18 protein-coding genes are annotated in these 19,737 nt (G+C 67.5%); 8 read left to right on the top strand and 10 right to left on the bottom strand.

Going from position 1 to position 19,737, the window contains the following annotated elements; genetic code table 11:
- Window positions 1–6: 6 nt before the first annotated feature.
- Together G6N32_RS17020 and G6N32_RS17025 are read right to left on the bottom strand one after the other, a co-directional pair.
- Window positions 7–1,581 (bottom strand): glycerol-3-phosphate dehydrogenase/oxidase, encoded by a 1,575-nt coding sequence (locus G6N32_RS17020; RefSeq protein ID WP_115320589.1) that lies wholly within the window; start codon window positions 1,579–1,581, stop codon window positions 7–9.
- On the bottom strand, window positions 1,578–2,159 hold the full coding sequence (locus G6N32_RS17025) for a TetR/AcrR family transcriptional regulator (protein WP_115320590.1): 582 nt from the start codon (window positions 2,157–2,159) through the stop codon (window positions 1,578–1,580). The genes G6N32_RS17020 and G6N32_RS17025 overlap by 4 nt, the downstream gene beginning before the upstream one ends.
- A 50-nt stretch (window positions 2,160–2,209) precedes the next feature.
- On the opposite strand from G6N32_RS17025, the gene G6N32_RS17030 reads away from it, so the two are divergent.
- Entirely contained in the window at window positions 2,210–3,787 is a 1,578-nt protein-coding gene (locus G6N32_RS17030; RefSeq protein WP_115321326.1) for an FAD-binding oxidoreductase, read from the top strand.
- Complete coding sequence (locus G6N32_RS17035) at window positions 3,784–4,686, top strand: diacylglycerol kinase (protein ID WP_115320591.1); 903 nt, start codon at window positions 3,784–3,786, stop codon at window positions 4,684–4,686. The genes G6N32_RS17030 and G6N32_RS17035 overlap by 4 nt, the downstream gene beginning before the upstream one ends.
- Here G6N32_RS17035 and G6N32_RS17040 read toward each other — a convergent pair.
- On the bottom strand, window positions 4,683–5,117 hold the full coding sequence (locus G6N32_RS17040; RefSeq protein WP_115320592.1) for an SRPBCC family protein: 435 nt from the start codon (window positions 5,115–5,117) through the stop codon (window positions 4,683–4,685). The two genes, G6N32_RS17035 and G6N32_RS17040, sit on opposite strands and share 4 nt — an antisense overlap.
- Before the next feature lie 84 nt (window positions 5,118–5,201).
- On the opposite strand from G6N32_RS17040, the gene G6N32_RS17045 reads away from it, so the two are divergent.
- Window positions 5,202–6,644: an HNH endonuclease signature motif containing protein gene (locus G6N32_RS17045; protein ID WP_232077150.1), complete on the top strand. Its 1,443-nt coding sequence runs from the start codon at window positions 5,202–5,204 to the stop codon at window positions 6,642–6,644.
- A 126-nt stretch (window positions 6,645–6,770) separates the two neighbouring features.
- Complete coding sequence (locus tag G6N32_RS17050; protein WP_115320594.1) at window positions 6,771–9,332, top strand: beta-propeller fold lactonase family protein; 2,562 nt, start codon at window positions 6,771–6,773, stop codon at window positions 9,330–9,332.
- Here G6N32_RS17050 and G6N32_RS17055 read toward each other — a convergent pair.
- From G6N32_RS17055 to G6N32_RS17065, 3 genes are all read right to left on the bottom strand, one after another.
- Window positions 9,329–9,841, bottom strand: a complete 513-nt coding sequence (locus G6N32_RS17055; RefSeq protein ID WP_036344566.1) for a DUF3145 domain-containing protein — start codon at window positions 9,839–9,841, stop codon at window positions 9,329–9,331. The genes G6N32_RS17050 and G6N32_RS17055 overlap by 4 nt on opposite strands.
- A 108-nt stretch (window positions 9,842–9,949) precedes the next feature.
- Complete coding sequence (locus tag G6N32_RS17060) at window positions 9,950–10,777, bottom strand: serine hydrolase domain-containing protein (RefSeq protein WP_115320595.1); 828 nt, start codon at window positions 10,775–10,777, stop codon at window positions 9,950–9,952.
- 10 nt (window positions 10,778–10,787) lie between these two features.
- Window positions 10,788–11,741: a tetratricopeptide repeat protein gene (locus tag G6N32_RS17065; protein ID WP_147292044.1), complete on the bottom strand. Its 954-nt coding sequence runs from the start codon at window positions 11,739–11,741 to the stop codon at window positions 10,788–10,790.
- Between the two features lie 69 nt (window positions 11,742–11,810).
- On the opposite strand from G6N32_RS17065, the gene G6N32_RS17070 reads away from it, so the two are divergent.
- Complete coding sequence (locus tag G6N32_RS17070) at window positions 11,811–12,896, top strand: S-(hydroxymethyl)mycothiol dehydrogenase (RefSeq protein ID WP_115320597.1); 1,086 nt, start codon at window positions 11,811–11,813, stop codon at window positions 12,894–12,896.
- Window positions 12,893–13,516 (top strand): MBL fold metallo-hydrolase, encoded by a 624-nt coding sequence (locus G6N32_RS17075; protein WP_115320598.1) that lies wholly within the window; start codon window positions 12,893–12,895, stop codon window positions 13,514–13,516. Before G6N32_RS17070 ends, G6N32_RS17075 begins: the two co-directional genes overlap by 4 nt.
- Here the strand turns inward: G6N32_RS17075 and G6N32_RS17080 are convergent.
- Both G6N32_RS17080 and G6N32_RS17085 read right to left on the bottom strand, forming a co-directional pair.
- Window positions 13,513–14,667, bottom strand: a complete 1,155-nt coding sequence (locus G6N32_RS17080) for a zinc-binding dehydrogenase (protein WP_115320599.1) — start codon at window positions 14,665–14,667, stop codon at window positions 13,513–13,515. The genes G6N32_RS17075 and G6N32_RS17080 overlap by 4 nt on opposite strands.
- Before the next feature lie 11 nt (window positions 14,668–14,678).
- Window positions 14,679–15,401 carry an SHOCT domain-containing protein gene (locus tag G6N32_RS17085; RefSeq protein ID WP_115320600.1) on the bottom strand — a complete coding sequence of 241 codons (723 nt, stop codon included), beginning with the start codon at window positions 15,399–15,401 and terminating at the stop codon, window positions 14,679–14,681.
- A 101-nt stretch (window positions 15,402–15,502) separates the two neighbouring features.
- On the opposite strand from G6N32_RS17085, the gene G6N32_RS17090 reads away from it, so the two are divergent.
- Window positions 15,503–15,742 carry a DUF1049 domain-containing protein gene (locus tag G6N32_RS17090; protein WP_102805551.1) on the top strand — a complete coding sequence of 80 codons (240 nt, stop codon included), beginning with the start codon at window positions 15,503–15,505 and terminating at the stop codon, window positions 15,740–15,742.
- Between the two features lies 1 nt (window position 15,743).
- Window positions 15,744–16,850 (top strand): class I SAM-dependent methyltransferase, encoded by a 1,107-nt coding sequence (locus G6N32_RS17095; protein ID WP_170310600.1) that lies wholly within the window; start codon window positions 15,744–15,746, stop codon window positions 16,848–16,850.
- Here G6N32_RS17095 and G6N32_RS17100 read toward each other — a convergent pair.
- The gene (locus tag G6N32_RS17100) at window positions 16,847–18,574 is read right to left on the bottom strand and encodes an Hsp70 family protein (protein WP_115321330.1); all 1,728 of its coding nucleotides are present in this window, start codon (window positions 18,572–18,574) and stop codon (window positions 16,847–16,849) included. The two genes, G6N32_RS17095 and G6N32_RS17100, sit on opposite strands and share 4 nt — an antisense overlap.
- An 85-nt stretch (window positions 18,575–18,659) precedes the next feature.
- Window positions 18,660–19,730 carry an NAD(P)H-dependent amine dehydrogenase family protein gene (locus G6N32_RS17105; RefSeq protein ID WP_115320601.1) on the bottom strand — a complete coding sequence of 357 codons (1,071 nt, stop codon included), beginning with the start codon at window positions 19,728–19,730 and terminating at the stop codon, window positions 18,660–18,662.
- Window positions 19,731–19,737: the final 7 nt, after the last annotated feature.

Raw genomic sequence — 19,737 nt, forward strand, 5'->3', positions numbered from 1 at the left:
CGGCCGTCAATTGGCGGTGGCCAGGAACTCCTGAGCGGCGGCGAGCGCGCGGTTCCGGTCGGCCTCCACCAGACCGATGCGGGTGCGCCGGTCGAGGATGTCGTCGACACTCAAAGCGCCCTCGTGGGTGACGGCGAACTCGAATTCGGCACGGGTGACGTCGATTCCGTCGGCAACCTGGGCAGTGGGCCTGTTGCACCGTGCCGACGCGATGACATTGGGCGATTCCGCGCCGTAGCGGGCCACCAGCGAGCCCGGCAGATCACTCGTCGTCCGCAATGTGGCAACGGGATTGGCGGCCGCGCCGACCAACGGCAGGTTTCGCGTCCGGCACGGCTGCGCGGTCATCGCACGGGCCGCCAGCGCGCGGTCGAGGACATCCTCGGCCATGTGCCGATATTCGGTGAGTTTGCCACCGACCACGCTGAACACGCCGTTGGACGATTCGATCACCGCGTGATCGCGCGACAGATCCGATGTCCTGCTCGGACTTTCCCCGGGTCGCTTCGCTCCTGCCCGCCGGTCCGCCGTCTCGATCAATGGGCGCAACCCCGCGTATGCGCCCTTGACGTCCGCGGCCGTCAAGGCTGTCCCCAGCGCAGTGTTGACCGTGTCCAGCAGGAAGCGGATCTCACCCGGAGTCGGTTCAGGCACATCGGGAATCGGGCCCGGCGCGTCCTCGTCGGTGAGCCCGAGGTAGACGCGACCGAGCTGTTCGGGCATCGCGAACACGAACCGGTTGATCTCGCCGGGGATCGGAATCGTCAGCGCCGCAGTCGGATTCCCGAACGAAGCGGCGTCGAACACCAGATGTGTTCCCCGGCTGGGCCGCAGCTTGATCGCGGTATCCACTTCGCCGGCCCACACTCCCGTCGCGTTGATCACCGCGCGGGCTTTCACATCCAGCGATTCGCCGGTGAGTTCGTCCACCAACCGGACCGATGTGCCACTGGCGGTCGCCGCCGACACCCGGGTCAGTATCCGTGCGCCGTTCTGGGCGGCGGTGCGCGCGACGGCGACCACCAATCGGGCGTCGTCGATGAGCTGGCCGTCGTAGGCCAGCAAGCCGCCGTCGAGACCCTCACGGCGGATCGTCGGCACCATGTCCAGCGCTTGCGGCACGCCGACGCGCCGCGAACGCGGCAAAGTCGACGACTTGGTACCCGCCAAGATCCGCAGCGCATCCCCGGCCACGAAACCTGTTCGGATCAAAGCACGTTGACCACGTCCCATCGACGGCAGCAACGGAACGAGCTGTGGCATAGCGCTCACCAGGTGTGGGGCGTTACGAGTCATCAAGATGCCGCGCTCGATGGCGCTGCGTCGCGCGATGCCGACGTTGCCGGTGGCCAGGTATCGCAGCCCGCCGTGCACCAGCTTGGAGCTCCACCGACTGGTGCCGAACGCGAGGTCGTGCTTTTCGACCAGCAGCACAGACAGACCTCGGCTGGCGGCATCGAGCGCGATCCCCGTGCCGGTGATGCCGCCGCCGATCACGACGACGTCGACGTGGGCGCCGTCGCCGAGCTCGGTCAGGTCGGCGCGTCGGCGGGTGGCGTTGAGGGCGGTGAGGTCACTCATGGGGCGAGGTATCCGTTCAGGGCATGCGACAGCTCAGCGCTCAGGGCGTCGGCATCGAGGATGGGTTCGACGATCTGGGCGGACTGGATCGCGGACTGGCTGATCAGCAAGACCATCGCCGACAACTGGCGGACGTCGCCGGCCCGCACGCTGCCGTCGGCCTGGGCTTCCCGCAGTGCGTCGACGAGCAGGTCGATGAGGATCTGCTGGCTGGTGCCCAACCGTCCGGCGATATAGGTCATCGCCAAGTCCGGAGCCGATCGCAGAACCGAGGTGATCAGTTCGTCGTCCCGCAGACGACGAGCCACTTCGACGATCCGCTCGACCAGTCCGGTACGGCCGGGTGCACCCGGTGCGACGGCTCGCCAGGTGCCGGTGATTCGTTCAGTGAGCAGCGACGCGACGATGGTGCGGGTGTCTGGCCAGCGGCGATACACCGTCGGGCGGCTGACGCCGGCACGTCGTGCGATCTCGGCCAGCGTGACCCGCTCGACTCCGAAGTCCCGGACACAGCTGGCCGCGGCGGCCATGATCCGGTCGCCGATGTCCACCGATTCGTCGTTACTGATTGACAGCATCTGTAATACTGTAACGCATGAGCGATGACGCCCGCACCCTTATTCCCCCGATGGCCTGGAACGCCTGGGGCGACCCCGACGCGGCCAAGCCTCTCTCCGACGGCATCAAGACACTGCTGGAGCAGGCTCTCGGCGTGACAGCAAGTGAGATCCCCGCACCCGCGATCGACGAAGTCGAGGTGCGACCGTCGGCGTTGCCGGAGGCGCACCGCGATGCGCTTGCAGAGTTCGTCGGGGCCGACTACGTCCGCACCGACGACCACAGCCGGCTGTTGTACGCGGGCGGTAAGTCCACTCTGGACTTGTTGCGCCGCAAGCAGGCTCATCAGGATGCACCCGACGCCGTCCTACTTCCCGGCACCGAGGACGAAATCGCCACCGTCCTGCGCTACTGCTCTACGCACGGCATCGCCGTGGTGCCGTTCGGCGGGGGCACCAGCGTGGTCGGCGGGCTGGACCCGATCCGCGGCGACTTCGCCGCCGTCGTTTCACTGGACCTGCGCCGGCTCAATGCGTTGCACTCGTTGGACGAGACCTCGATGCAGGCCGAACTGGGCGCCGGGGTGACCGGACCGGACGCCGAGCTACTGCTCGGTGAACGCGGCTTCTCGCTCGGGCACTTCCCACAGAGCTTCCGGTTCGCCACGATCGGCGGGTACGCCGCGACTCGTTCCTCGGGGCAGGACTCCGCAGGCTACGGCCGGTTCAACGACATGATCCGGGGGCTGACGGTGGTCACCCCGGTGGGCGTGCTCGATCTCGGCCGGGCGCCGGAGACCGCGGCCGGGCCCGATCTACGCGAGCTGTTCTCCGGCTCCGAGGGTGTCTTCGGTGTGATCACCCGGGTGCGCCTGCGAGTCCATCCCGTCCCGGAAACCGTTCGCTACGAGGCATGGTCGTTCCCCGACTTCGCCACCGGCGCGGCCGCACTGCGTGCGGTCACCCAGATCGGCACCGGGCCCACCGTGGTGCGGTTGTCCGACGAGGCCGAGACCGGCGTGAATCTGGCCACCACCGGGAGCATCGGCGAACAGAGCATCACCGGCGGCTGTCTGGGCATCACCTTGTTCGAGGGCAGCGCCGCACACACCGAGAGCCGGCACGCCGAGACCCGCGCGGTTCTGGAAGCCCAGGGCGGTACCTCCCTGGGCGAGGCACCGGCGCGGGCCTGGGAGCATGGCCGTTTCGACGCTCCGTATCTGAGGGACTCGCTGCTGGCGGCAGGAGCGTTGTGCGAGACGCTGGAGACGGCAACCACGTGGTCCAACCTGCCGGTGCTTAAGGCGGCGGTCACGGAGGCGTTGACATCTTCCCTGGCCGAAAGCGGGACACCGGCGTTGGTGATGTGCCACATTTCGCATGTGTATCCAACCGGGGCATCGCTGTACTTCACCGTGGTCGCGGGCCAGCGAGGCGACGTCACCAAGCAATGGCTTGCAGCCAAAGTCGCTGCTTCTGAAGCTATTTCGCGTACCGGCGGCACCATCACCCATCATCACGCCGTCGGCGCGGACCATCGGCCGTGGATGGAGGCGGAGATCGGCGAGCTGGGAGTGAAGGTGCTGCAGGCGGTCAAGCAGGCCGTCGACCCGGCAGGAATCCTGAACCCGGGCAAGCTGATTCCATGATCTCTCGCGTCACGGTCCTGACGAATCCCAAGTCCGGTCATGGCAATGCGCCCCATGCCGGCGAGCTCGCGGTAGCCCGCTTTCAGGAACTCGGGATCGACGTGACCGGAATCGTTGGACGCGACGCCGCCCACGCCCGTCAACTGGTCGACGAGGCACTGACCCGTGAGACAGACGCGCTGGTGGTGATCGGCGGCGATGGTGTGATCCGCCTGGCGATCCAGGCGTTGGCCCGCACCGATATTCCGCTCGGCATCGTGCCGGCCGGCACCGGCAACGACCATGCCCGCGAGTACCGGCTGCCCATGGCCGACCCGGTGGCTGCGGTCGACGTGATCGCCGCCGGGCACACCGAGACCGTCGACCTCGGGCATATCACGGGTGCCGACGAGTCCAGCACGTGGTTCGGCACGGTCGCCGCGACGGGCTTCGACTCGTTGGTCAGCGATCGGGTGAACCGGATGAGCTGGCCGCACGGCCGGATGCGCTACAACGTCGCACTGGTGGCAGAGATTTCTCAGTTGCGGCCGTTGCCTTTTCGGCTGGTGCTGGACGGCGAGCGCGAGATCATCGCCGACCTGACGTTGGCCGCGTTCGGCAACACCCGCAGCTACGGCGGCGGCATGCTCATCTGCCCGGGTGCCGATCACTCGGATGGGTTGCTGGACATCACGATCGTGCGCGCGTCCTCGCGTACCAAGCTGATTCGGTTGTTTCCCACGGTGTTCAAGGGCACGCATGTGAACCTCGACGAGGTCAGCACCTACCGGGCCCGCACAATCACGGTCGACTCCCCCGGCATCAACGCCTACGCCGATGGCGATTATGTCTGCCCGCTGCCCGCCGAGATTTCGGCGGTTCCTGCCGCTCTGAAACTTCTTGTTCCGGAACCCGTCTAGCGTTCCAGCGCCTTCGCGCACCCATCCAGGACCGCAGCGAAATTCCACGGCAACAGCTTCGCGGTGAGCGCCTCCATCGCCTTGCCACCGCCACGAATGGGGTGGGTGTAGGTGCTCACCCAATCGACATGAGTCCCGTCGCCGTCCGGGGCGAAGGTCAAGGTTCCGCCCTCGTGGTCGAACGCCGGAACCGATCCGACGATCAGATAGGTGTAGCTGTGCGGCGGGTCGTAGGCGACCATCTCCTCGCGAAACCACAAGCCGATCGCAAAGCCGGTCCGGATCGCACCCAGACCCGGGGTCGGTGAATCCCGTGCCCAGTCGGCCGTGAGGATCAGCGGAGCGGTCTTCAGGTTCACCGGGTCGGCCAGCCAGGCGAACACCTCATCGGGCGGCGCGGCGATCGTCTTCTCGACGTGGAGATGGACCATGCGACCCAGGTTAGGCGCCTGAGGTCAGACGGATGCGACTTGTCGTACCCTTCTGCCATACTCGAACATGTGTTCGATAGTGGGTTGCGGACAGCGAGTGATGCGGCGGTGGTGGAGGCCATCGTCGACTTCGCGCGAGCCGAGGCCCAGAACGCGGCGGGCCGGCTGGCCGTAATCGCGGAACTGGTCGCACGGCGCTGCGCCGACGACGAGCGAGCGCACTGGGCCTGCGATGAGTGGGACGCCGCCGCGGCCGAGGTGTCCGCGGCTCTGGGGATGACGACTGGCCGAGCCTCTGCGGAAATGCTGATGGCGATGTCGTTGCGGCATCGGCTGCCGCGGGTTGCCGAGCTGTTCTTGGCCGGGTTGCTGAGCTATCGGATGTGTGAGGCGATCACCGACCGCACCTACCTGATCCAAGATCGCGCCGCTTTGACGTTGGTGGACAAGGCTATTGCCGAGGACGCGACGACCTGGGGCGCCTTGTCGACACTGAAGTTGCAGCGCGCGGTCGACTACTGGGTGGACCGCTACGACCCGGGTGCCGTGCGCCGGGTGCGGTCGCGGGCACGAGATCGCGACATCGTCATCACCGTCGACGCGACGGCGGGGACAGCTGAGATCGTCGGGCGGCTCTCGGCTACCGACGGAGAGATCGTGAAGCGCGCCGTGACCCGGATCGCGTATTCGGTATGCGACGACGATCCGCGCACCATCGCCCAGCGCCGCTCCGACGCCATGGGTGTGCTGGGCGCCGGCGGAGATCGGCTGGCCTGCCTGTGTGGCAACCCGGACTGCCCCGCCCCCGGCGAGGACGGCCGGTCAGCCGGCGTGGTGGTGCACGTACTCGCCGACGCCGATGTGGTTGACGCCGAACCGGATCCAGCAATGCACGGCGAAAAGCCCGATGCCGACCCCGAACGGCCACAGCCACGGACAGGCAGCGCCGTCCTGACCGGCAACCGGGGCATTGCGCCCGCCCCACTAGTGGCGGAACTCATCCGCGCCGGGGCGAAAGTGCGTCATCTGCGCCGCCCCAACGATCAGCCCGAACCCCAGTACCGGCCGTCGACCGCACTCGATGAATGGGTTCGGATGCGCGACATGACGTGCCGTTTTCCGAATTGCGATGTACCCGCAGAGTATTGCGATGTCGACCACACCGTCGCCTGGCCGTTCGGACCCACCCACCCGTCGAACCTCGCGTGCATGTGCCGAAAACACCACCTGCTCAAAACCTTTTGGCCCGGCTGGTCAGATCGTCAGCACCCCGACGGCACCATCGACTGGACCTCACCCACCGGGCGCACCTACACCAGCCGCCCAGGCAGTCACCTGTTGATGCCCACCTGGAACACCACCACCGCGACCCTGCCACCGCCGAACCGCGAACCCCCACCCACCATCGGCATCATGATGCCCGTCCGACGCAAAACTCGGGCAGCTCAACGCGCCCACCGCATCACGGCCGAACGCAGACTCAACGACACCCGCGTCGCCGAACGCAACCGGCCGCCACCGTTCTAACCGGGCCGCAACTTTCTTTGACACACTCCCCACATCTGCTCACTAGCTGATAAGTTCCTGTCAGCAAACGAGAGCAACGATATCGACCCAGCGGAGTTGCGATCGATCACGGGGTTGGGGGACTCGATGTATCGCTGGCTTGGAGCCGGTGCGATCGCTGCCGGCATGGGCATCGCGATCGCGAACGGCATGGCAACGGCGCACGCCGACGAAGCCGACTCTGGTGCCTCATCGAGCACCGCGGCGTCGGCACACTCGCCCAAGAAGACTGCGAAGCCATCAGCCAAGACCGTTCGGTCACACTCTGCGACCACACCAACCGCTCTGACGGCCAGTTCGTCCCGCAAGGCCCCGGCGCCGCCGCCACCCGACTCAACCACCCTCGCGCTCGCCGTAGCCACCACTGCCGTGCCTCCGCGAAGCCTAGCCCGCGCCGCACGCAACACTGCCCCCGCCGCTGCGGCCGCGGCGGGAAGCAACGCCAGCGGACCGATAGCGCCGATCCCGGTCTCCATGCCGGCCGGCGTCGCGGTCAGTCCGGACGGCGCCCGCCTGTATGTCACCAGCGGATACCACGGCGACACCGTGGTGGTGATCAACACCGCCACCAACACCGTCGCGACTCGGATCACAGTCAACGAGCACTCCGAAGGCCTCGCCGTGAGTCCGGACGGCACCCGGGTGTACGTCGCGAACGGCAACACCAATTCGGTGTCCGTGATCAACACCGCCACCAACACGGTGACCAACACCATCGCGGTCGGTAGCCACCCGACCCGCGTGGCCGTCAGCCCGGATGGCACCCGGATCTACGTCAGCAACCGGAACGGCGACTCGCTGTCGGTGATCAACACCGCCACCAACACGGTCGCCGCCACAATCGCCGTCGGCGACGCCCCCGAGTCGATCTCATTCAGTCCCAACGGGACTCGCGCGTATGTCGCGAACTATTACAGCAACACGATCTCCGTCATCAATACCGTGACGAACTCCGTCGCCGCCACGATCGAGATCGGCGACACCCCGTCCGGTGTCGCGGTCAGTCCGGACGGCAGCCGGGTGTACGTCGCGATCTGGGGCACCCGGTCGGTGTCGGTGATCAACGCCGCCACCAACGCGGTGAGCAAGACGATCCCAATTGGCGCGGACAATCGACCGTCTGCGATTGCCGTCAGCCCGGACGGCAACCGCGTCTACGTCAGTAACGAGTACGGCCAGACGGTCTCGGCGATCAACACCGCTACCAACGCCGTCGTCGAAACGTTCGCGGCCGGGTCGGGAAACCAATTGCCCGCTGTCGCAGTCAGTCCCGACGGCAAACGGGTTTACGTCGCGAACTGGAGCAGCAATCAAGTCGTCGTCCTGGACACCACTGGAACGTCGGTCTCGCTGAGCTTGCCGAACACGTCCACCGGGGCGATCACCGGCAAGATCACCGTACGCAACCCGAACAACGCCAAGTTGACGTTCACCGTCACCCAGCCCGCCCATGGCAAGGTCACGATCAACAAGACCACCGGCGCCTTCACCTACACCCCGAGTCCGGTCGCCCGGCATGCCGCCTCAGCCAACACTGCGACCTTGGCCGACAAGACCGACACGTTCACCGTGACGATGACCACCAGCCTGGGTGACACGGTGACCATGCCGGTCACGGTGACCGTCACTCCCAAGAACTCGGCGCCCAGCGGCGCCAAGGCAAAACTCGGCACGCCGGACTCGATCACCGGCGCCATCACCGTCACCGTCACCGCGTCGGATGCCGACAAAGACACCTTGACCTTCAGCACGTCCACGCCGGCGCGGGGCAGCCTGGTCGCCGGCGACAAGCCGGGCACCTTCACCTACACCCCGACCGAGCAGGCGCGACTGGACGCCGGCGCGTCCACCGCGAGCGCGGCGATCAAGGCCGACAGCTTCACCGTCACGATTCGAGATGCCCACGGCGGTACCACCACCGTGCCGGTCGCCGTGAAGGTCACACCGATCACGTTGACGCCCACCGCATCCAACCTGTTCCGCAACATGCACGACAGCAACGTGATCGGCGCGCAGTTGGTTCTCGGGTCTGACAAGAAGACGAAACGGATGGTGGTCTACACGTCCGGGATCAACCTCGACGCGGCAGAGCTCGCGGCTGCGCTGAGCGGAGTCACGTTCGGCACGGTGGATTCTGACGTCAGTAACTTCATCGACACCGTGTACGACGAATGGAAGCCGACGGAGATCATGTTGGTCGGCTTCAGCGGCGGTGGCATCCAGATGCAGAACTATGCGGCGTCCGGAACGCACAAAGACGCTGTCACAACGGTGGTCACCTACGGCGCGCCACTGTCAAAGACCCTGACAGATCTCGGGGTCGGAGGCAGCTCGAAGAAAAGCACTCTCGCGATCGTCGACAAGGGCGACAAGCTCATCAACTGGTCCCAGCAGGCGGCGTGGGATTCCTACGACGCGTCCAAGACCGACAAGGGCGCTATCGCCTGGACCGACACCAAACTGCTCGGGACCGAGATAGGCCGGGCCCTCGGCGTCGGCAATCACGACGGGCCGACCTACGTCGCTGCGGCGAAGTCATTCGACACGCTGATCAAGACCGCAGGCAGCGCGCTCAAGAACATCAACAAAGACATCCAGCGGTTCGGCGGGACCGTCCTCGACGAGGCTCACACCACCATCACGTACTAGCCGACGCCCCTGCTCAGCCAGCTGACCTCGCCGCCGTCGCCACCATCGCGGTACGGCTCGAGCGCTTCGTCCCAGGCGGTGCCGAGCACCGAGTCCAACTCGGAGGCCAGCGTGTCGGCGCCTGAGGCCATCAGGGTCCGCAACCGCATCTCGCCGACCATGATGTCGCCGTTGGCGCTCATCGTGCCGGCCCACAGACCAAGCTGCGGCGTATGGCAGAACCGCTCGCCGTCCACGCCGGCACTGGGATCCTCGGTGACCTCGAACCGCAGGACCGACCACGAGCGCAACGCATTGGCCAGGCGGGCACCGGTGCCGACGGGACCAACCCAGTTGGTCACCGCCCGCAGCTGCCCAGGCATGGCCGGCTGTGGGGTCCACTTCAAATTCGCCCTGGCATTCAGGGTCGACGACAGCGCCCACTCAACATGCGGGCACACCGCTGCGGGAGAGGCGTGGATGTACACCACGCCAGTCGTCGCATCGGCGAACTGGTTCGACGCACGCATCACCTTGCTCCTTCGGCTCTACGAGGGACGTCTTCCCCAACGACCTGGCGTAACCGAGTTGCAATAGTGTCGTGCGTGTCTATTGTGCCTTGTGAGGCCTGTGTTGCGCTAGTGGGGTGCGTACTCTCTCAGAACTTCATCAGAGAGCGCCCGCCAGACCGGTTTGGCCCACTCGTCGAAATCCCGATCCGTGAGCACTACCAGCGACAACGCCAGGTCCGGCTCCACCCAGATGAAGGTGCCCGTCTGGCCGAAGTGGCCGAACGTCCGCGGCGAGTTCGCAAAGCCGGTCCAATGCGGTGACTTGTTGTCCCGGATCTCGAAACCCAGGCCCCAGTCGTTGGGCCGCTGCACCCCGAACCCGGGCAACACCCCGGTCAGGCCCGGAAACTGCACGCTGATCGCCTGCTCGTGCAGCTGAGCCGACACTGTCGTCGGAGTCAGCAGATCCGCCGCGAACGCCTGGAGGTCAGCCACCGTCGACACCCCGCCGTAACCGGCTGCCGCCGCGCCACCGTCCAGCCGCGACGCCGCCATGCCGAGCGGTTCGAAGACCGCCTCGGCCAGATACCGGCCGAACTCGATCCCTGAGTTCTGTTCGATCGTCTCGGCGAGCACCTGGAAGCCGTAGTTCGAGTACACCCGGCGTTTGCCGGGTTCGGCCATCAGCTCCGCCGAATGCATCGCCAGCCCCGAGGCGTGCGACAACAGATGTCGGACCGTGCTGCCGGGCGGACCCGCGGGAGTATCCAGCTCCACCACGCCCTCTTCGATCGCCACCTGCGCAGCGCGCGCCGCGAGCGGCTTGGTCACCGATGCCAGCCGGAATTGGTGAGTGACGTCGCCATACTCGGCAAGCACCCCGGTCGCGCCCACCACGGCGGCGGAGGCGGCCGAAATCGGCCAGTCAGCAATCGAGTCGAGTGGCGTCGCCATCCCGAGCAGGCTACGCGGATGCGGTCAGCAGGCCGGTGTAGGCCCGCTCGATCCACTCGTGGACCTCGGCCCGCGCCGCCGCCGACGCCCGCACCCGCGGCTCTCGCAGAGCGGCCCGCAACACCGTCAGCGCCTCGCGATACCGGCCGCGGCGCACCAGCACCGCCCCGCGCAACACCGTGTCGTCGCCGTCGACAGACCCCAGCTCACGCAAATAATCCTCGGCCTCATCCACTTCGCCTGCAGCCAAAGCAATTTCGATGGCGCCGCGCAGCAGCCGAGGCAACTCCTGCACGTCAGCCGTTGCGATCGCCGCCCGCACCTGTGCTCGTGCGGTGTCCACATCGCCCAGCGCACAGCGCAATAGCGCTTCTCCAGGCTGGGGCACGACACCGGATTCGAGTGCTCGGGCGTACGCCCCGAACGCCCCGTCCACGTCACCACGGCGGCGGCGAATGTCGCCGAGGCGGTGATACGCGTGCCCGACGACCGCGGGCGCGGGCTCCAGTGTCATCTCCCGCAGCACCGCCGACCGTTCGGCGGCAAGATCGGCCTCGTCGCCGACCGCCGCCAGCACGGCTTCCAGATGAGCCAGCCGGGAAGACAGGGCAGTCTCCGGCGCTCCGGCCAGCAGTCCGCGCGCCCGGCGGATCCATGCCTGACCGATGGTCACCTCACCGCTCGACAGCCACGCCGCGCCGAGTTCGACCGCCTTGCCCGCCGCGGCATTCGGGTCGGTCCGCACCAGCCGTAGGAAGACGAGTTCGCCCATCCGCATCGCCTCGCGGCCGTGCCCGAGCCGCCCGGCCGATGTCGCCATCGCATCGAGATCGTCCAGGGTCAGCGGACCGATGGCACCAGCCCGGGAGAAGCCCGCATAACTGGTCTCGAAATCGCCGCCGCGGTACGCGGCGCGAGCGGTGACCAGCAGGTCGGACCTGGTTTGACGGATCGCGGTAAGCAAGTCTTCACCGTAGCTCGCCAACGGGACACGCACGACGCATTCGGCATCCGTCGCGCTAGTGTTTGGCCCATGAGTCAGACAGTGCGCGGGGTGATCTCCCGGTCGAAGAAGCAGCCCGTCGAGTTGGTGGACATCGTCATCCCCGACCCGGGCCCCGGCGAGGTGGTCGTCGATGTCATCGCCTGCGGCGTCTGCCACACCGATCTGACGTACCGCGAGGGTGGCATCAACGACGAGTACCCCTTCCTGCTCGGCCACGAAGCCGCCGGCACCGTCGAAGCGATCGGTGAAGGCGTGACCAATGTCGAGCCCGGCGACTTCGTCATCCTGAACTGGCGCGCGGTGTGCGGGCAGTGCCGCGCCTGCAAGCGCGGCCGCCCCTGGTACTGCTTCAACACCCACAACGCCGCCCAGAAGATGACGCTGACCGACGGCACCGAGCTGACGCCCGCGCTCGGAATCGGCGCCTTCGCCGACAAGACGCTGGTCCACGAAGGACAGTGCACCAAAGTCGATCCCGAGGCCGACCCCGCGGTGGCCGGCCTGCTTGGCTGCGGGGTGATGGCCGGCCTCGGCGCCGCGGTGAACACCGGCAACGTCGGCCGGGACGACACCGTGGCGGTCATCGGCTGCGGCGGCGTGGGTGACGCTGCGATCGCAGGCGCCGCTCTGGTCGGCGCAAAGAAGATCATCGCCGTCGACACCGACAACAAGAAGCTGGAGTGGGCCCGCGAATTCGGCGCCACCCACACCATCAACGCCAAAGAACTCGACCCGGTGGAGACCATCCAGGACCTGACCGACGGCTTCGGCGCCGACGTGGTGATCGACGCCGTGGGGCGCCCGGAAACCTGGAAGCAGGCCTTCTACGCCCGCGATCTCGCGGGAACCGTTGTGCTGGTGGGTGTTCCGACCCCCGACATGACACTCGAGATGCCGCTGGTGGACTTCTTCTCCCGGGGCGGATCACTCAAGTCCTCCTGGTACGGCGACTGCCTGCCCGAACGGGACTTCCCCACCCTGATCAGCCTCTACCGCGAAGGCCGCCTGCCGCTGGACAAATTCGTCTCCGAACGCATCGGCCTCGATGCCATCGAAGACGCCTTCCACAAGATGCACGCCGGCGAAGTCCTGCGTTCGGTGGTGATCCTGTGAGCGGCATCGAGCGGGTGGTCACCCACGGCACCTTCGAACTCGACGGCGGCAGCTGGGAAGTCGACAACAACATCTGGATCGTCGGTGACTCCTCCGAGGTGATCGTCATCGACGCCGCCCACGACGCCAAGGCCATCGAAGACGCCGTCGGCAACCGTCATGTCGTCGCGGTGGTGTGCACCCACGGCCACAACGACCACATCACCGTCGCACCGCAGCTGTCGGCCGACCTCGACGCACCGATTCTGCTGAATCCGGCCGACGACATGTTGTGGCGGATGACGCACGGCGACAAGCAGTTCGGCACTCTCGAGGACGGCCAGGTACTCAAGGCCGACGGCATCGAGCTGCACGCCATCGCGACCCCGGGACACTCCCCCGGCTCCACCTGCCTCTACGCCCCGGCTCTGGGCGCGGTGTTCTCCGGCGACACCCTCTTCCAAGGCGGTCCCGGGGCGACCGGTCGCTCGTTCTCCGACTTCCCGACCATCCTCGGATCGATCAAGGACAAGCTCGGCAAGCTGCCCGCCGACACCGTCGTCTACACCGGCCACGGCGACACCACGCGGATCGGCGACGAGCTGGTGAACTACGACGACTGGGTCAAGAACGGCTCCTAGGGAGCCGTCACGGCGCTGCGGGGATCGACGAGGATCTTCGCGTGCACCTCCGGGTCGCCCAGCGCGTCGAAGGCCGCCGCGACGCCGCCCAGCCCGACCTTGCCGGTGACCAGAGCGGACGCGTCGAGCTTGCCGTCGGCCAGCATGTGCAGGGTGTCGCGGAATTCCAGTGGCGTGTAGGCGAATACGAATCTCAGGTCGATTTCTTTGGCGTTGGCCATCGACGGCCGCAACTGGTCGGTGCCCATGCACACCCCGGCCACCACCACCCGCGAATTCAACGGTGCCGCGCCGATGATCCCGTCGAGCACACCGGGCACACCAACACACTCAAAGACCACCGGCCGCTTGGGCCCGGCCGCGCCGAAAGCATCGGCAACGCGGTACACGTGTTGCCATGCCGGTAGCTTCCGCAGCTTCTCCATGGCGCTCATGCCCATCTCGTAGAGCGCGGTGGCATCGCTCAGGCCAACAGATCCGGCCTTCTCGTACGGTGATTCCACCCTCGGGTCGACCACGACGTGCGCACCGCAGCGGGCCGCCAGCTCCCGGCGGCCCGCCGAGAAGTCGCTGGCGACGATGGTGCTCACCCCCAGCGTCTTGAGCTGACAGATGATACCCAAACCGACCGGCCCACAACCGATCACGATGGCGGTGTCGCGCTTCTTGATCTCGCTTCGGCGAACCGCGTGCAGTGCGACCGCCATCGGCTCGGTGAGCGACGCGATGTCCAGGGACAGCCCGTTGGGCACCGTGAACGTCATCGCCGCCTGCACCAGAACCTGCTCGGCGTACCCGCCGGGCGCGAGCGGCGACAGCCCGGTCAAGTGCACGCCGCCATGGGCGCGGACCAGCGGGAAGGACACCACTCGCGTTCCGGCCTTGAACGCCTTCGGCGTCTTGCGGCCGCGCTCGGCGACCTCCCCGGCGAACTCGTGGCCCATCACCACCGGGGTGTCGCTGCGCATGAAGTGGTGGTAGCCCATCTCCTCGGTATTGCGACTCACCTCGTCGGCATGGTCCTTGGCGTGCAGATCCGACCCGCAGATGCCACAGCTGGCGACGTTGAGCACCAGTTGGCCGTCGGACGGTTCCGGCGCGGGCAGGTCGATCACCGACAGATTTCCGTGCACACAGCTGACAGCCTTCACGGCGCCCCAGCCTACTCGCCGAGTATCCGGCGCTTCTCCGCATCGAACTCGGCTTGGGTCAGCGCACCGGAATCCCGCAGTGCCGCGAGCGTTTTCAGCTGCTCGAGCCGAACTCCCTGATCTGACGGCGTGTAGTGAGAAGTCGGGATGAAGGGTTCCGGCGACGGCCCGGCGACGAAAGCGAACGGCTGATCGGCGACCCGCCGTCGACGCAGGAACAGCGACACGATCAGGTCCACCACGCCCAGCCCGAACACGCCGGCGAAGACCCACGGCAGGTAGCCGGAGCCGCTTTCCTTGCCGAAGGCCAGCCGCGGGTTGATGTAGCCGTTCACCTGGCCGTCGGTGCGGATCTGGTAGGTACCCGCGGCGGGAATCTCGGCGGTCCAGATCCGGATGTGGGTGTCGCTGTTGACCGTCGTCAACGTGCCGTGATCTTCGGTCAGCACCGGGTCGGCAACGCCGTCCGGCGGCACGATGTTCACTCGCAGGGTGGGCAGCGGGAATCCGCTCGACGGCGAACCGGTCACCGAGGTGTGAAAGCTGATCTGCGCCTGCCCGGCCGGCAGCTGCACGTGACCCGAACCCGGGATGGGCACCTCACCGTAGGCATCGAATTCGTCGAGCACGAAGGCGTTGAGCATCATCACGACGAAGAAGCCGACAGCGCCGACCACCATCATCAGGATCCCCGAGGTCATCAGGATGCGGGACACAGTCTTGGTGCCGGCCATGGCCGAAAGTGTGTCACGCCAGAAGCGCACCGACCCGACTTCTCCGCCGAATCCGCGACCAGCGACTAACGTCAAGCTTCTGACACAACGGGGAGGTTGCGATGTCCAGGGAGGACGACGGTAAGCCCGCCGGCGGTGTGGTGCGGCGTTTCGCTCTGCGCTACTGGCTGGCCATCATCCTGGTGGTCCTGGCGGCAGTCTTCATCGCCCAGAATCGCGACCGCCAACGGGTGCACGTCCTGTGGATCACCGTCGAATCGCCGATGTGGCTGTTGCTGACCGCGATGGCGGTGGTGGGTCTTGTGGTCGGACTGCTGTTGCACCGCCGCCGCAGGAACTGACGTGCGCGAATCGAGCATCGTGGTACGCCCACAGCCGATGGGCAGCCACACCTACACCGAGTCATCTCGCCTGCAGGCCGCCGGATTACGCACCGCGACAGCACGTTTCGAGGCCGCCGCGCGCATCGTCGCTATCCCGCGGGCGCCGCAACCCATCGCCATCGTCGACTACGGGGCGGCAACGGGGTACAACTCTTTGCTTCCGATCGGCGCGGCGATCGGCGCCATCCGCAAGCGCACCCGCTCCGATCACGCGATCCTGGTGGCCCACACCGACGTGCCAGGAAACGACTTCACCACGTTGTTCAGCACCCTGGCCGACGACCAGGACAGCTATCTGAAGAAGGACTCGGCCACCTATGCCTCGGTGGTGGGCCGCTCGTTCTACAGCCAGATCCTGCCGTCGGACAGCATCGCGCTGGGCTGGAGTTCCTGGGCGATCCATTGGCTGCGCCGAGTGCCGGTCCCCATCCCCGATCACGTCGAGATCTCCTACAGCGCCGACCAAGAGGCCCGTCGCGCCTACGCCCGCCAAGCCGCCGAGGACTGGCGCGATTTCGTCGCCTTCCGCGGTCGCGAACTGGCGCCCGGCGGTCGGCTGCTGGTGCTGACCGTCGGCCTGAAGCCCGATGGCACTTCGGGATTCGAGGCCGCCTTCGACGCCATCATGACCGCCCTGCACCAGTTCGTCCGTGACGGCCTGATCACCGCCGAGGAAATGCGGCGCATGTCGATCCCGTCGACGGGCCGCGACGAGAAGGACTTTCGGGCGCCCTTCCACCCGTCCGGCCGATTCGAGGGTCTCTCGATCGAGGACGTGGAGCTGTTCGACGGCGAGGATCGGTTCTGGTCGCAATTCCAGAGCGACAAGGACGCCGATGCCTTCGGCGCGAATTGGGCTGACTTCCTTCGCGGTTCGATGTTTCCGACGCTCGCCGCCGCGGTGGACGCCGAGGCCGGGGCGAGTCGCGACCGGCGCAGTACCCGGCGGCGCGACTTCGTCGACCAGTTACACGCCGCCCTGGCTGCTCAGCTGGCGGCCGCACCGGCGCGGATGTCCATCCCGCTGGGGCTGGTCGTGCTGGAGAAGCGGCGTCGCGCAGCCTAGCCCGGCGGCTGCACAAATATCTGCGGCAGACCGGGAATCGTCGGGATCGGCGGAATCGTCGGGATGAACCGCGGCTGCTGAGGCTGCTGTGTCGGTGGTGCCACAGTCTGCGTCTCGGTCTGGGTCACCGGCGGCGGCGTGGACACCTCGGTCGTGACGACGGTCGTCGTCTGAGTCTCGGTGACCGGCGGCGGAGGCGGCGCCTCGGTGGTGACCGGCGGAGGAGGCGGCGCCTGCACGACTTGGGTCTGGGTCACCGGCGCGGGCGCCTGCACCACCGTCTGCGGCGCGGGAGCCTGCTGCACCACCTGGTCCTGCACCGGCGCAGACGTCGGGTCGCCGGTCGGCGCGGCCGGAGCCGGCGCGGCCTGCGGGGTGGTGGTCACGCTCGGGGTGGGGGTCACGGGGTCGGGACTACTGTCGGCGCTCAGCGCGACCGCCGTTCCCGCACCGGCCATCAGGATCACCAACAGCGCGGCGGCGACCACGGGCATCGGGCGCCGGTACCACGCGGGCGTCGCGGCCGCGGCCCCCTCAGGCTCGGGGTCCGGCTCGAAATCGAGCAGCGGACGGTCGACTGCCTGCGGCATCGGTTCGACCGCCGACTCGAGGTCCGGCACGTCGGGCGCCTCCGACCACGCCAGCGCGGCTCCGGTGGCCGGGCCGGGCGCCGGTTCGAACGGCGCCACCGGAACGACCGGGGCCGCCGGGGCCAGCGCGGTCGCGCTGTCGTCGGCCGGCCCGCGGGCGGCCCGCAGCGCTCCGCCGATCGCGCCGGTGAGAGCGGGGCGCGCAGTGGTGATCACCGGAACCCGCAGATGCTCGGACAAGCTCGTGGTGATCACCGGGATCGCCGCGCCGCCGCCGGTCGAGGCCACCGCGGCCAGGTGGCTCGGCCGCACCCCGTTCCTGGCCAGCGTGTCCTGCAGGACCGCGACGAAGTCGTTCAGCGCATGGCCCATCGCACCGTCGAGCTCGGTGCGCGTGAGCCGGACGTCGCCGCGGAAGTTGGGCAGCTCGGTGGGCAACGCGGTGACCGTGACGGTCGACAACCGCTCCTTGGCCGCCCGGCACTGGGCCCGCAGCTTGGTCAGCGATCCGATCGCCGATGTACCGGTCACGTCCAGCGTCCCGCCCGCCGACAGTTCCGCGATCACGTGCGCCAGCAGGCCCTGGTCGATCAGGTCGCCGGAGAAGTCGAGGTGCCGCACGGTCGGTGCGATCGGCGCAGAGGTGGCGCCGTCGACGAGGGTGATCGACGTGCCGGTGCCGCCGAAATCGCACAGCGCGATCACACCGCGGGTCGGCAACCCGGGATTGGCGGCGAGCGCGGTCAGCGCGGCAGCGGTGTCGGGGATGAACAGCGGCTCCTCGGCCGACCATTCGGGGACCTGCCGGATCGCACGCCGCAGGGCGTCCACCGCGGCCGGCCGCCAGTGCGCGGGGTAGGTGATCGCAGCGGTCGGCGGCAGGGGCCGGCCACTCGTCGCGGCGTAGGCCAGCGACCTCAGCGCATCGGCCAGCAAAGTCTCTGCATGATGCGTCGAGCCGTCGGGCGCCACGATGCCGACCGGGTCGCCGACGCGGTCGACGAAGTCGGTGATCACAGCGCCGCTGGGCAGCGTCACGACGGCAGGGCCGGTGACGGCGTTATCCGGGGTGACAGCGGCCAGTGTGGTAGCGCCGACCGACAGTCCGACCGCCGGCCTTGTTGGGTCTGTCATGTCGTCCAATCCGGGCACCCGGCAGGCGGGTAGCCCCGTGCTTCGGATTCACCAAAGATGTCGATCCGAAGCCGCTGGACGTTACTCAGCGAATGGTGCCGCGGCCCGGAATCAGGGGCAGGTCCAGCGGGGTGACCCAGCCCGGGGGCAGGTCATTGACGGCCGGTACGGCGTTGAGTGCGCGCAGCCCGGTGGACAGGCAGCCCGCGGTCGCGGCGTCGCGCCCGGAACCGTCGGTGAACCTGAACGCAGTCTCCTGGAAGATGCTGGGAGTGCCCTGGATGTCGACGCGGTAGACGTCGTCCTGGGTGCCCGACGGCCAATCCGGGGCGGCATCCTGGCCGATGCGGTTGACGTGCTCGAGCTGGATCCGTGTCTCGCCCTTGTAGACGCCGTTGATCGTGAAGCGGACCGCGGCGACGTGGCCGGCCGGGATGACGCCCTTGACGGTCTTGCGCTCGGTGGGGGTCACCCACTTGTCCCAGGTGGTGGTGATCTCGTCGAGCTCGATGCCGGCCGCGTAGGCGATCATCGGCACCGTCGCACCCCAGGCGAACACCAGGATGTCGGAGTTCTGCAGCAGCGGCTTGAACTCGGGTTCGCGGCCGATGCCCATCTCGAACTCGTAGTCGCCCTCGTAGTTGGTGTAGTCCAACAGCTCAGAAGCGCGGACCAGGCGAACTTGCGAAGTCAGGCCCATCAGAGTCATCGGGAACAGATCGTTGGCGAAGCCGGGGTCGATGCCTGTGGTGAAGCACGACGACTGGCCAGCCTCACAGGCCCGGGTGATGGGGTCGATCCAGTTGGGCGGGTTCAGGTGCATCTTCGGCCACACCCACGGGGTCATCGCGGTCGAACAGACGTCGATGCCTGCGGTCAGGAAGCGTCCGATCAGATCGATGTTGGCATCGGCCTGCGCCGCGGTCGGGCCATAGTGCACCAGCGCATCCGGCTTGAGTGCGATCAGCGCGTCGACGTCGTCGGTGGCCGCGATGCCCACGGTGGGGATGCCGCAGATCTCCCCGACGTCGACGCCCACCTTCGCCGGGTTGCTGACACCCACGCCGACCAGTTCGAAGTCGGGATGGTCCAGCACTTCCGGAATGACCATCCGACCGACGAAACCCGTACCCCAGATCACCACGCGCTTGGCCATGAACGGA

Origin of the sequence: Mycolicibacterium aichiense (genome assembly GCF_010726245.1) — a bacterium.
Classification (GTDB): Bacteria; Actinomycetota; Actinomycetes; order Mycobacteriales; family Mycobacteriaceae; genus Mycobacterium; species Mycobacterium aichiense.

What these genes read in the sequence shown, in the direction of transcription:
- G6N32_RS17020 (WP_115320589.1), bottom strand. Translation starts at nt 1,581, where the DNA reads ATGAGTGACCTCACCGCCCTCAACGCCACCCGCCGACGCGCCGACCTG.
- G6N32_RS17025 (WP_115320590.1), bottom strand. Translation starts at nt 2,159, where the DNA reads ATGCTGTCAATCAGTAACGACGAATCGGTGGACATCGGCGACCGGATC.
- G6N32_RS17030 (WP_115321326.1), top strand. Translation starts at nt 2,210, where the DNA reads ATGGCCTGGAACGCCTGGGGCGACCCCGACGCGGCCAAGCCTCTCTCC.
- G6N32_RS17035 (WP_115320591.1), top strand. Translation starts at nt 3,784, where the DNA reads ATGATCTCTCGCGTCACGGTCCTGACGAATCCCAAGTCCGGTCATGGC.
- G6N32_RS17040 (WP_115320592.1), bottom strand. Translation starts at nt 5,117, where the DNA reads ATGGTCCATCTCCACGTCGAGAAGACGATCGCCGCGCCGCCCGATGAG.
- G6N32_RS17050 (WP_115320594.1), top strand. Translation starts at nt 6,771, where the DNA reads ATGTATCGCTGGCTTGGAGCCGGTGCGATCGCTGCCGGCATGGGCATC.
- G6N32_RS17055 (WP_036344566.1), bottom strand. Translation starts at nt 9,841, where the DNA reads ATGCGTGCGTCGAACCAGTTCGCCGATGCGACGACTGGCGTGGTGTAC.
- G6N32_RS17060 (WP_115320595.1), bottom strand. Translation starts at nt 10,777, where the DNA reads ATGGCGACGCCACTCGACTCGATTGCTGACTGGCCGATTTCGGCCGCC.
- G6N32_RS17070 (WP_115320597.1), top strand. Translation starts at nt 11,811, where the DNA reads ATGAGTCAGACAGTGCGCGGGGTGATCTCCCGGTCGAAGAAGCAGCCC.
- G6N32_RS17085 (WP_115320600.1), bottom strand. Translation starts at nt 15,401, where the DNA reads ATGGCCGGCACCAAGACTGTGTCCCGCATCCTGATGACCTCGGGGATC.
- G6N32_RS17090 (WP_102805551.1), top strand. Translation starts at nt 15,503, where the DNA reads ATGTCCAGGGAGGACGACGGTAAGCCCGCCGGCGGTGTGGTGCGGCGT.
- G6N32_RS17100 (WP_115321330.1), bottom strand. Translation starts at nt 18,574, where the DNA reads ATGACAGACCCAACAAGGCCGGCGGTCGGACTGTCGGTCGGCGCTACC.
- G6N32_RS17105 (WP_115320601.1), bottom strand. Translation starts at nt 19,730, where the DNA reads ATGGCCAAGCGCGTGGTGATCTGGGGTACGGGTTTCGTCGGTCGGATG.